Genomic DNA, 12,571 nt, shown 5'->3' on the forward strand with positions numbered 1-12,571 from the left:
AGTTAACTCTATGAAGGTGGTCTGCAACCCCTATTTACCCGGACATTACCCGGACATTACTCGGACATTACCCGGATACTACTTGGCTGGAGCCGGGTAGTATCCGCTTAACAGCCGCGTAACATCCCTTAATACGTGGTGAATTAAATTACTTCAAAGTACAATCGGTTAAAGCATGCAGTTTGACAATTAGCAGCTTAGATGATAGAAGAAGCATGCCTATGGACTCAGTTTTGGAATCAAAATACTACCTTTAATTTATGAATAAGAATAGGTTGGAAGCTTTTAGTGATGGTGTATTGGCTATTATCATCACAATCATGGTTTTAGAATTAAAAGTACCTCATGGGTCTAGTGTTGCCGCTTTAATTCCGCTGATCCCCGTATTGATGAGTTATTTGCTCAGTTTCATTTATGTAGGTATATATTGGAATAATCATCACCATATGATGATGTTGGTGAAAAAAGTAAATGGAAAAGCGTTATGGGCAAACTTGCATTTGCTTTTCTGGCTTTCTCTGTTCCCTTTTGCAACCGCATGGATGGGTGAAAACCATTATGAATCCTGGCCAGTAATTATTTATGGATTTGTCGCATTGATGGCTTCTATTGCTTATTTTATTTTGGAAAGGATATTAGTGAAACTGCATGGCCCGGATTCTGCAATTGCCCATGCTTATGGCGCCGATGTTAAAGGGAAAATTTCGACGACGATTTATATTTTGGCTATAGCAGGAAGTTTTATCAGTTCATGGATTGGTGTTGCCGGATATATATTGGTAGCTGTGGTTTGGTTTATTCCAGATACAAGGGTAGAGAAAACACTTCAAAAGCAAGGGCTGGAATAAATGCAATAAAATTCGGATTGCATTTGACATTGCATTTCAATTAGCTTAGCTTTGCACAAAAAAATAAAGATACATGAGTGTTTTAGTAAATAAAGATTCAAAAGTTATTGTTCAGGGTTTTACTGGAAATGAGGGTACTTATCATGCTTCTCAAATGATCGAGTACGGAACTAATGTTGTTGGTGGTGTAACACCGGGCAAAGGCGGACAAACTCATTTAGATAAACCGGTATTTAATACCGTAAAGGATGCGGTTGATCAAGCTGGCGCAAATGTATCTATCATTTTTGTTCCACCTGCATTTGCAGCAGATGCTATTATGGAAGCTGCTGAAGCTGGAATTAAAGTTATTGTTTGTATTACTGAAGGTATCCCTACTAAGGATATGATTCAGGTTAAAGAATATATTTCTGACAAAGATTGCCGTTTAATCGGTCCTAACTGTCCAGGTGTAATTACTGCTGATGAGGCTAAAGTTGGTATCATGCCAGGCTTTATCTTCAAAAAAGGTACTGTAGGTGTTGTATCTAAATCAGGTACTTTAACTTACGAAGCTGTTGACCAGGTTGTGAAAGCTGGATTAGGTATCACTACTGCTATTGGTATTGGTGGTGACCCAATCATTGGAACAACTACTAAGGAGGCTGTTGAATTGTTAATGAACGATTCTGAAACTGAAGGTATCATCATGATTGGTGAAATTGGTGGTGGTATGGAAGCTGAAGCTGCACTTTGGATTAAAGAAAACGGTACTAAGCCGGTAGTTGGTTTCATCGCTGGTCAAACTGCTCCTGCTGGACGTAGGATGGGTCATGCTGGTGCGATTGTTGGCGGTGCTGATGATACTGCTGCTGCAAAAATGAAAATTATGGCTGAGTGTGGTATCCGCGTTGTGGAAAGCCCTGCAGAGATTGGCGCAGCAATGGCTGAGCTATTAAAAAAATAACTGTTACAATAAAGACCTTCTTGTATAAATTAAAGAGCTCCGGTGGTTTATTTCATCGGAGTTTTTTTATTTGTTACCCATCTAGGTCTGAGGTTGGGCTATTTAGAACTGACATTCTTATTACAACCATGGGAATGCTTTTTACGTATCTTGTATTAAATAACATACACGCAAATGAAAGCTTCAATCAATAAAACATTTATGTTTGCTGCGCTGTTGGTTTTAGTAAATCTGATAGCCTGTGGTCAGCAGCCACAAAAAAAAGATACAAAAAAAACAACCAGAAATATGGAGTGGAATAAATTAACTAAGGAAGAAGAGGATATCATTGTTCGTAAGGGGACCGAATATCCGGGTACGGGAAAGTTGCTGAACAATAAGGAAAGTGGTACTTATGTCTGTAGACGTTGCAATGCTCCTTTATATCGTTCTGAATCTAAATTTGAATCACATTGTGGATGGCCAAGTTTTGATGATGAGATCAAAGGTGCAGTAGAAAGAATTTCTGATGCAGATGGGATGCGTACAGAGATTGTGTGTGCAAAATGTAAAGGACATTTGGGACACGTATTTATGGGGGAGAGTTTTACTGAGAAAAATACGCGCCACTGTGTGAATTCTATTTCTATGGATTTTGTGCCCGATAAGAAATAATATTTTTATCAACAATATTATTATAGTGTCCGATGATAACTTGTCGGGCATTTCTTGTTTTTAAGTATTTAATTTACTTATGTTTGTCAGCTCACCAACAATAGTAAATATGAAGTATTGTTTATTGTTATGCGGTATGCTAATTTCTTTTCTGAGTTTTTCTCAGGATCTTTCAGATCAGCCGGATTCAAAAACGGTTGTTGATTCAGTAGCATCCTCATCCAATCACTCTTCTAAATTAATCTCAAAAACTGTTTACGCAACATATTATCACCGCAAATTTGAAGGACGCAAAACTACGAGTGGCGCAAGGTACCGTAGAAGTAAAATGACGGCCGCTCATATGAAGTTGCCTTTTGGAACTATTGTGACGGTAACGAACCCAACAAATGGTGAATCTGTAGATGTTGAAATCAATGACAGGGGGCCACATTCGAGAAAATTCAAAATAGATCTTTCTGAGGCTGCGGCCAAAGCAATTGGTATTTATGGAAAAGGAGTGGCTAAGGTTGAAATTAGTTACCTTCCTGATACAGATTAGCGTTTTTTAACTTTAACTGCATTATAGTCAGTTTCTTGAATTTATTAACACCATTTTCAGAGTTTCTCTCCTTACAAAAAGAAATAAATACCAACATTTCAGGGTAATGGGTGTGTCAATTTCTCCTTTTAGTGTTGATAAAAATGCCCGCTTGTTAACAACTATTGTTCTCTTATCAGAGCGGCAGACTTTATATTTGTTTACATAAAGTTCTTTAGTAAACCACTCAAAGATTTTTAGTTAAAGTTGTAATATTTAGTTGCTTAAGGTTGTTGGATAAATTGATGTCTTTTAAACTTTTTATAACTAGGTATGGATTGCTTGGCTGCCGGATTTACTAGCGCTTTATAAAGTCAATATACATTTACCTTATTAAAATAGATGCTTATGCAAGAAGAAGAAGTATTATTAAAAGAAAACAAAGACAGATTTGTTCTTTTGCCGATTAAATATCCTGAAATCTGGGAAATGTATAAGAAGACCGAGGCCAGTTTTTGGACTGCTGAGGAAATTGACCTTTCGGATGACCAAAAGCATTGGGATAATCTGAATGATGGAGAAAGACATTTTATTTCACATATTCTTGCTTTCTTTTCAGCCAGCGATGGTATTGTAAATGAAAACCTTGCAGTAAACTTCATGAGTGAAGTGCAGTTGCCTGAGGCACGTTGCTTTTATGGTTTCCAGATCATGATGGAAAATATCCACGCAGAGACTTATGCCTTGTTGATTGATACTTATATCAAAGATCCGGAAGAAAAGGACAGATTGTTCCACGCTATTGATACTGTTCCTGCAGTAAAGAGAAAAGCGGAATGGGCTTTACGTTGGATTGAGAACGGTACTTTTGCAGAGCGTTTGGTAGCATTTGCTGCAGTAGAAGGAATTTTCTTTAGCGGTAGTTTCTGCTCTATATTCTGGCTAAAGAAACGTGGTTTAATGCCAGGACTTACCTTTAGTAATGAGTTGATATCGAGAGATGAAGGTGCCCATTGTGAGTTTGCTTGTCTGTTGTATAAAATGCTTAAAAACAGATTAAGCGAAGAGCAAGTTCATTCGATCATTAAGGATGCAGTAGAAATTGAGAAAGAATTTATTACGGATGCATTGCCTGTTGCCTTGATCGGAATGAATGCTAAATTAATGTCGCAATACATTGAGTTTGTTGCCGACAGATGGTTGCAAGAATTAGGTTATACCAAAGTATATAATGCAACTAATCCGTTTGATTTTATGGAGATGATTTCTTTACAAGGTAAAACCAACTTCTTTGAAAAAAGAGTAGGTGATTATCAGAAAAGTGGTGTGTTGACTTCAACAGAGGATAAAGCAGCTGCATTCTCATTAGATGATGATTTTTAGTCCTTATCGGGGTTAGACGATAAGAAAATAAATAATAATTGTAATTCGGTGCCGATGTCGAGTTTCTGCTCTAAAACTCAATAAGCACTATAAATACTTGAAAATATGTTCGTAATAAAAAGAGATGGCCGCAAGGAAGCGGTAAGATTTGATAAAATAACGGCTCGGGTGGAGAAGTTATGCTATGGTTTTAATGCTGAACTTGTAGATCCGATCGATGTTGCCAAGAAGGTGATCGAGGGTTTGTATGACGGTGTTACAACTTCAGAGTTAGATAATCTTGCAGCAGAAACCGCAGCTTCTTTAACTACAAAACATCCTGATTATGCCCTGCTGGCTTCTCGTATAGCAGTGTCTAACCTTCATAAAAACACGACAAAGTCATTCTCCAAAACTATGGAGATGTTATATAATTATATCGACGCTAAAACTGGTAAACCGGCATCGCTAATTGCAGATGATGTTTGGGAAGTGATCGAGAAGAATGCTGACATTTTAGACAGTACAATTATATATGACAGGGATTTTGGTTTTGACTACTTCGGTTTCAAAACTTTAGAAAAATCGTATTTGTTAAAAGTTGAAGGACAGATTGTGGAACGTCCTCAGCATTTGTTTATGCGTGTTGCTGTAGGTATCCATAAAGGTGATATCGATAGCGCGATTCAAACGTATAATTTGATGAGTGAGCGTTGGTTTACACATGCTACACCGACCTTGTTTAATGCGGCTACGCCTAAGCCTCAAATGTCTTCTTGCTTTTTACTAACCATGCAAGATGATAGTATTGAAGGAATTTATGATACGTTAAAGCAAACTGCTAAAATCTCTCAGAGTGCTGGTGGTATTGGTTTAAGCATTCATAACATTAGAGCTACAGGATCTTATATTGGTGGTACCAATGGTACTAGTAATGGTATTGTGCCAATGTTGAAAGTGTTTAACGATACGGCACGTTATGTAGATCAGGGTGGAGGTAAACGTAAAGGTGCCTTTGCAATCTACTTAGAGCCTTGGCATGCTGATGTATTTAGTTTCTTAGACTTACGTAAAAACCATGGTAAAGAAGAATTACGTGCACGTGATTTGTTCTATGCGCTTTGGGTTTGCGATTTGTTTATGAGACGCGTGGAAGAGAATGGCGATTGGAGCTTGTTCTGTCCGCATGAAGCACCTGGTTTAGCAGATTGCTTTGGTGAAGAGTTTGATGCTTTATATGAGCGTTACGAAAAAGAAGGAAGAGCACGTAAAACCATCAAAGCTCAAGAGTTGTGGTTTGCTATTCTGGATTCTCAAATTGAAACCGGTACACCTTATTTATTGTATAAAGATGCTGCCAACAGCAAATCTAACCAGCAAAACCTGGGTACAATTAAAAGCTCTAACCTTTGTACAGAAATTATTGAGTACACATCTAAAGATGAAGTTGCGGTTTGTAACCTGGCCTCACTTGCTTTACCAAGATATGTAATCAACGGTGAATTTGATCACCAAAAATTATATGATGTAACGTATCAGGCTACAGTAAACCTGAACAAAATTATAGATTATAACTACTATCCAGTAGAAGAGGCTAAAAACTCTAATATGCGTCACAGACCAATTGGTTTGGGGGTACAGGGCTTAGCTGATGCCTTTATCTTAATGCGTTTGCCTTTTGAAAGTGAAGGTGCTCGGATCTTAAATAAAGAGATCTTTGAAACGATCTACTTTGCTGCTATGACTGCTTCTAATGACTTGGCTGTTAAGCATGGTCCATATGAGACCTTTGGTGGTTCTCCTTTGTCTAAAGGTAAATTCCAGTTTGATCTTTGGAACGTACAACCAGATAGCGGTCGTTGGGATTGGGAATCTTTACGTGCGAAAGTAGTGAAAGATGGTGCTTACAACTCTTTATTGGTTGCGCCAATGCCTACAGCTTCTACTTCACAGATTTTGGGTAACAACGAATGTTTTGAGCCTTACACTTCTAATATTTATACCAGAAGGGTATTGAGCGGTGAATTTATCGTTGTAAACAAACACTTATTGAAAGATTTAGTAGCATTGGGTTTATGGACTCCAGCTATGAAAGACAGGATTATTTTGGCTAATGGTTCTATTCAGGACATTGCTGAGATCCCTGATTATATCAAAGAATTATACAAAACAGTTTGGGAGATCAAAATGCGTAGCATTATTGATATGGCTGCCGACAGGGGTGCTTACATCTGCCAGTCGCAATCACTAAACTTGTTTATCAACGCTCCAAATACTTCAAAACTAACTTCGATGCACTTCTATGCATGGAAAAAGGGATTGAAAACTGGAATGTACTACCTGCGTACTCAGGCAGCTTCTCAAGCTGTTAAGTTCACAGTAGAAAATCAAGCTGGTAAAAATATGGAACCTGTAATTCCTGAGCACATCGAACAAAGTGCTGAAGAAATTGCAGAAGGTCCTACTTGCTCAATGGAGGAAGGCTGCATCAGCTGTTCAGGTTAATCATTCAGATTGATATATCTACAAAGGAGTAAGGAGCAATTCTTACTCCTTTTTTTTTATGGTATATTTGCATTCTAATCAATGATATTGGCTTCTTAATTCTGATTCCTTTAAATGGCAAAACATGAAATTATACCCTGCGAGCGATGCAATACTCCTATAGAGTGTAAGGCGAACTCGTATACTAAATGCCAGTGTAGTGTGATTCAGCTTGATTTAAACGAGGTGCAATACATTAGTGAGCTATATGATGGCTGCCTTTGCGCTAAGTGTTTGTTTGAACTACAACAGGAATATAGAGCTGATGTAACGTCTTAATACCTAGTTATGTAATTTGTTTTTATTGTATATATTAGAGCAAATATATGCTCTGTATGCAAAAGAATTTTTTTGTTTTCTTTTTATTAGTTGTGGTTACAATGACCACCCGAGGACAGGTTTCTACCATCTCTGATTTAATTAAAAATAGAAATAGTTTACAAGAAAAAGCTCCCAGAGAGAAGTTATATCTTCATCTGGATAAGCAAAATTACCTGGCTACGGATACGATCTGGTATAAGGCTTATTTAACAAAAGCCTTAAATAATAACTATTCCACATTAAGTGGGGTTATGTATCTGGAACTTTTTGATGGGAAAAATGAACTGGTTAAACGTTATACTACGCCTACAAAGTATGGTTTTGCATGGGGGCAAATTGCGCTTGACCCTCAGATGATGCTGTCTGGAACATATGTTTTAAGAGCTTATACGAATTGGATGCGGAATTTTGGGGATAGCCTGCTCTTTGAAAGGGAAATCCGTATCGGCAATTCCGATAATAGTGTAGCTGTTGCTTCAGGTTCTTCAAAATCACAAAGCAAGATCAATTCTCCAGATCTTCAGTTCCTTCCTGAAGGTGGTGTTTGGGTAAATGGAATTAAACAACGTTTGGGTTTTAAGGCAATTAATGAACAAGGTAAAGGGATAGATCTAAGTGGAAAGATTTTAAATGATAAAAATGAAGTCGTAGCAACATTTAATCCCATTTATAAAGGAATGGGATTTGTAGATTTTACGCCAAATGCAGGGGAGATTTATTCCGCTGTTTTGCAGAACGGTAGTCGCTATCCATTACCAAAAACGAAGTTGAGCGGAATCATTTTACAAGTTAATAATGTTGAAAAGTCCGATAGTTTGCAACTTACTATAAATGGAACTCAGGATGTATTGACGACTCCTAAAAATTACTTTTTAATCGGTGAGTCTAGAGGTATGATATGTTTTGGCGTAAAGTTGAGACTTAAAGGGCAACCTAGAAAGATCAATATTGCTAAAGACGCATTTCCGACAGGCATTAGTCGTTTAATATTACTAGATGAGCAACTGAAGCCTATAAATGAACGTCTCGCCTTTATCAATCATCATGACCAGTTAAAGATTGCCTTAAATCCCAGTAAGCAGAAGTATAGCATCCGGGATAAGGTTGACCTGAAAATAAATGTGACAGATCAGTTTGGAAAACCGCTAAGAGGAGCTTTTTCTATTGCTGTAACCGATGATCAGCAAGTTTTAAAGGATAGTCTTAACGATGAAAATATAGTTAACTATCAACTTTTAACTTCAGATTTAAGAGGGAATGTAGAAAGCCCAAATTATTATTTTAGTGGACAACATGCAGCTGCGCTCGATGTATTGTTGCTTACCCAGGGCTGGGTAAGTTATGACCTACCTACCAAAATGAAGTTTAGTGCCGAATCTGATTATCAAGTGTCGGGAAAAGTTACAAATGTATTCAATAAGCCTATGGCGAGAACCAGTGTAATGTTATTTGGCTCGGGAAGACGTCCCATTATTATCGACACTTTAACCGATGAGTCGGGCCGGTTTACATTCAATAAACTGCCTGTATTTGATAGCGATAGCGCTTCTTTTGTAATCAGGGCATTGAACAAAAATAAAAAGACATTTGGTGTGGGCTTGGAAGTCTATGATTATAAAGCATTGGATCGGCCATCCAGAATTTTAAGCAGTAAATCAACTCATTTGGATACTGTATTTGCTGCTTTCACGACGGCTCAGCGTGATAATTATAAACGTGGTGGTGGAAGTCAATTACAGGAAGTTGTCATCAATTCGAAAAAAGCGATTCGTGGCTCAAAAAATTTGAATGGCCCGGGTGAGGCAGATTATATTTTAACCGATTCGGAACTTTCAAAAGAACCTAGAATGTCATTGGAATCATTTCTGATGAGGAATTTGAAGGGATTTAGAGCTGGCTATCCCAAACGGCAGGCTGCTGCTGGGTTATCTGGAAAGGCAGGTCAGGGCATTCAATTTGATCCGAGTAAAGCAAGGGATTATGTTTTAAATAATAAGAAGGTTCGGTTAATTATAGATGGTATTGATGCTGATATGAGTTTCAATATGGAAAGAGAAGCAGGTACAGGAGATCATTATGATTTTTTAAGGGAAATTATGGGTTATTACACTGCCGATGATATTAGGGGAATTGAAGTGATGCAAAGTCCCAGATATAATCAAAATTACATGGCTAATTTTGCACCGGATTTGAGATTCAGGGCCGATCCGGTAAATGATACTGATCTTGCCTTTATTGCCATTACCACAAAAAATGGTGATGGACCGTTTATAAAGAGAAGGCCGGGCATATACATGTATCGCCCATTAAAGGTCAATTATGCCGAGCAGTTTTATAGCCCGCTTTACACAGCAAAAGAAAAACCGGCAAAGCCTACAGATTTTCGGTCGACTATTTACTGGAATCCTAACATCACGACCAATGAAAAGGGGGAAGCGAATGTCTCTTTTTTCTGTTCCGATCAGAAGGGAAAATATACCATTTGGATAGAAGGAACGACAATGTCGGATCAATTTGGGGTTAAAGTTCAAAAAGTTGTGATTGAGTAAAAGAACTGCTTGGTTTTTTATTTTAACTTTGCATATCAAATTTTAAAGAATGGCTAAAGTACAGGTTGGGCTGGTACAGATGAGTTGTACCGGAAATAAACAAGAAAATTTAGATAAGGCAATTGTTAAGATCAGGGAGATTGCAGCAATGGGAGCACAGGTAGTGTGTTTGCAAGAACTATTTACCTCTTTATATTTTTGCGATGAAGAAAACTATGATAATTTTAAACTTGCAGAAGCGATTCCGGGCCCATCAACAGATGTGCTTACGAAGGTTGCTGCAGAGTTGAATGTAGTTATTGTAGCTTCGCTGTTTGAAAAAAGAGCCGAAGGCTTGTATCATAACACCACTGCTGTTTTAGATGCAGATGGTACTTATCTGGGTAAATATCGCAAAATGCATATTCCTGATGATCCAGGTTTTTATGAGAAGTTTTACTTCACTCCGGGTGATTTAGGTTACAAAGTATTTAAAACTAAATATGCTAAAATAGGCGTGTTGATTTGCTGGGATCAATGGTATCCTGAAGCTGCACGTATTACGGCTTTAATGGGTGCCGATTTTCTGGTATATCCAACTGCTATTGGTTGGGCAACCACACAAGATGAGCAAACTAACACCGAACAATATAATGCATGGCAAACCATTCAACGATCGCATGCGATAGCGAATGGTGTTCCTGTAGTAAGTGTTAACCGTGTTGGTGAAGAAGCAGGGGTTGAATTTTGGGGAGGATCTTTTGTATCTAATCCATTTGGAAGTTTATTGTACCAGGCGCCTCATAATGAGGAAACACTAAAAGTTGTAGAACTTGATTTGTCTAAGTCTGACAGTTATAGAACGCATTGGCCGTTTTTACGTGATAGACGTATTGATAGCTACTCTCAGATTACAAAAAGGTATATTGACGAAGATTAACACTTACAGATGTCAGCATTTAACGACGTAAAATTTTACAACAGCCCTAGAAACAGAAGCTATAGCTTCCCTGCTGAATGGGAACCCCATGAAGCTACCTGGCTTAGCTGGCCTCACAAAGAAGCGTCATGGCCCGGAAAATTAGATAAGATCTATGGACCCTATTGTCAGTTTATTAAAATAATTGCCGAAGGTGAAAAGGTGAGGATTAACGTGAATGACGAAGAGATGAAGGCTTTTGCTATTTCTGAAATGGAAAAGGCAGGCGTTGATATGAGTCAGGTTGAATTTTATTTTTTTCCGACCAATGATGCCTGGTGCAGGGATCATGGGCCTGCATTTTTGATGGATGTTTATTTCCATGAGAAAGCGGTCGTAGACTGGGGATACAATGCCTGGGGAAATAAATATCCTCCGTATGACCTGGATGATGACATTCCAACCAAGATTGCAAATCATTTTGAGTTGCCTTTATATTATCCTGAGATTGTAATGGAGGGTGGTTCTGTTGAATTTAATGGGGACGGCACTATTTTAACTACTACTGCTTGTTTGTTAAATAAGAACAGAAATCCGCATTTAACTAAAGAAGAGATCGAGGCTTACTTAATTAATTTTTATGGTGCAGACCAGATTTTATGGTTGGGTGAAGGGATAGTTGGTGATGATACTGATGGCCATATTGATGACATTACGCGTTTTGTGAGTGTAGATACGGTGTTAACTGTGGTAGAGAGTAATCCGTTGGATGAAAACTATCTAATTCTTCAGGAGAATCTGGAAGCTTTAAAGGAGATGCGCTTATTTGATGGTAGGGCATTAAATATTGTGGAGCTGCCAATGCCTTCTCCGGTTATTCATGAAGACACTCGTTTACCTGCTTCATATGCTAATTTTTACATTGCTAATGCGGCGGTAATTGTACCAACGTTTAGAGATGTGAACGACGAGATTGCTTTGGAGATCATTCAAAGTGTATTCCCGGATAGAAAAGTGGTTGGCATAGATTCAACAGACATTATATGGGGACTTGGAAGCTTTCACTGTTTAAGTCAGCAAGAGCCGGCAAGACAAGACGGCGGATATAGGTCTCCAGGTGATCCAATTTAAATTATATATATGAAATTATTAGAAGGAAAAACAGCACTTATTACAGGTGCTTCTAAAGGTATAGGCCGCAAAATAGCGGAAGAATTTGCAGCACAGGGTGCTAATGTAGCTTTTACTTATTTATCATCTGTAGAAAAGGGACAAGCTTTAGAGCAGGAATTACAAAGTTTTGGAACAAAAGTAAAGGGGTATCGCTCTGATGCTTCTAAATTTGATGAAGCAGATCAATTGATCAACGATATTGTAGCTGATTTTGGCGCTTTGGATATTGTGGTTAACAATGCAGGGATTACCAAAGACGGTTTATTGATGCGTATGAGCGAAGAGAACTGGGATGATGTGATCAATGTTAACTTGAAATCGGTATTTAACGTATGTAAAGCTGCTTCTAAGGTGATGATGAAGGTACGTAAAGGTTCTATCATCAACATGAGTTCTGTAGTAGGTGTTCAAGGAAATGCTGGGCAAGCCAACTATGCGGCCTCAAAAGCGGGTATCATTGGATTCTCTAAATCATTGGCTAAAGAATTGGGTTCACGTAATATTCGTACTAATGTGGTGGCTCCCGGTTTTATCCGTACCGAAATGACGGATGTATTGGATCCTAAAGTTGTTAAAGGTTGGGAAGAGGGTATTCCATTGAAAAGAGCAGGGGAGCCTGAAGATGTAGCTAATGTATGTGTATTCTTAGCTTCAGATATGAGTTCGTATGTAACCGGACAAGTATTGTCTGTTTGTGGCGGAATGTTATAAGGAAAATTATCATAAGAATGGGCTGTATCATCATCATGGTACAGC

Annotated in this window: 11 protein-coding genes; all 11 read left to right on the forward strand. The window is 38.2% G+C overall.

Features of this window, described 5'->3' with window-relative positions; genetic code table 11:
- Window positions 1-260: 260 nt before the first annotated feature.
- The 11 genes from FBD94_RS11655 (at window position 261) to fabG (ending at window position 12,526) form a co-directional block, all read left to right on the forward strand.
- The gene (locus FBD94_RS11655) at window positions 261-848 is read left to right on the forward strand and encodes a TMEM175 family protein (protein ID WP_136880305.1); all 588 of its coding nucleotides are present in this window, start codon (window positions 261-263) and stop codon (window positions 846-848) included.
- Window positions 849-921: 73 nt separating this feature from the next.
- Complete coding sequence (gene sucD / locus FBD94_RS11660; protein ID WP_136880306.1) at window positions 922-1,794, forward strand: succinate--CoA ligase subunit alpha; 873 nt, start codon at window positions 922-924, stop codon at window positions 1,792-1,794.
- 174 nt (window positions 1,795-1,968) lie between these two features.
- Window positions 1,969-2,448, forward strand: coding sequence for a methionine-R-sulfoxide reductase (locus FBD94_RS11665; RefSeq protein ID WP_136880307.1), 480 nt, complete (start codon window positions 1,969-1,971; stop codon window positions 2,446-2,448).
- Between the two features lie 136 nt (window positions 2,449-2,584).
- Complete coding sequence (locus tag FBD94_RS11670; protein ID WP_136880308.1) at window positions 2,585-2,989, forward strand: septal ring lytic transglycosylase RlpA family protein; 405 nt, start codon at window positions 2,585-2,587, stop codon at window positions 2,987-2,989.
- A gap of 387 nt (window positions 2,990-3,376) precedes the next feature.
- Window positions 3,377-4,351 carry a ribonucleoside-diphosphate reductase small subunit gene (locus tag FBD94_RS11675; protein ID WP_131611817.1) on the forward strand — a complete coding sequence of 325 codons (975 nt, stop codon included), beginning with the start codon at window positions 3,377-3,379 and terminating at the stop codon, window positions 4,349-4,351.
- A 105-nt stretch (window positions 4,352-4,456) separates the two neighbouring features.
- A complete protein-coding gene (locus FBD94_RS11680) occupies window positions 4,457-6,835 on the forward strand; it encodes a ribonucleoside-diphosphate reductase subunit alpha (protein ID WP_131611816.1) in 2,379 nt (792 codons plus the stop codon).
- A 114-nt stretch (window positions 6,836-6,949) separates the two neighbouring features.
- Window positions 6,950-7,153, forward strand: a complete 204-nt coding sequence (locus FBD94_RS11685; protein WP_131611814.1) for a cysteine-rich CWC family protein — start codon at window positions 6,950-6,952, stop codon at window positions 7,151-7,153.
- A 56-nt stretch (window positions 7,154-7,209) separates the two neighbouring features.
- Complete coding sequence (locus tag FBD94_RS11690) at window positions 7,210-9,744, forward strand: carboxypeptidase-like regulatory domain-containing protein (RefSeq protein ID WP_136880309.1); 2,535 nt, start codon at window positions 7,210-7,212, stop codon at window positions 9,742-9,744.
- A gap of 49 nt (window positions 9,745-9,793) precedes the next feature.
- A complete protein-coding gene (locus FBD94_RS11695; RefSeq protein WP_136880310.1) occupies window positions 9,794-10,663 on the forward strand; it encodes a carbon-nitrogen hydrolase in 870 nt (289 codons plus the stop codon).
- A 9-nt stretch (window positions 10,664-10,672) separates the two neighbouring features.
- Window positions 10,673-11,773 carry an agmatine deiminase family protein gene (locus FBD94_RS11700; protein WP_136880311.1) on the forward strand — a complete coding sequence of 367 codons (1,101 nt, stop codon included), beginning with the start codon at window positions 10,673-10,675 and terminating at the stop codon, window positions 11,771-11,773.
- Between the two features lie 9 nt (window positions 11,774-11,782).
- Entirely contained in the window at window positions 11,783-12,526 is a 744-nt protein-coding gene (gene fabG, locus FBD94_RS11705; RefSeq protein WP_136880312.1) for a 3-oxoacyl-[acyl-carrier-protein] reductase, read from the forward strand.
- Window positions 12,527-12,571 lie beyond the last annotated feature (45 nt).

Origin of the sequence: Pedobacter hiemivivus (assembly GCF_005144565.1) — a bacterium.
GTDB lineage: Bacteria > Bacteroidota > Bacteroidia > Sphingobacteriales > Sphingobacteriaceae > Pedobacter > Pedobacter hiemivivus.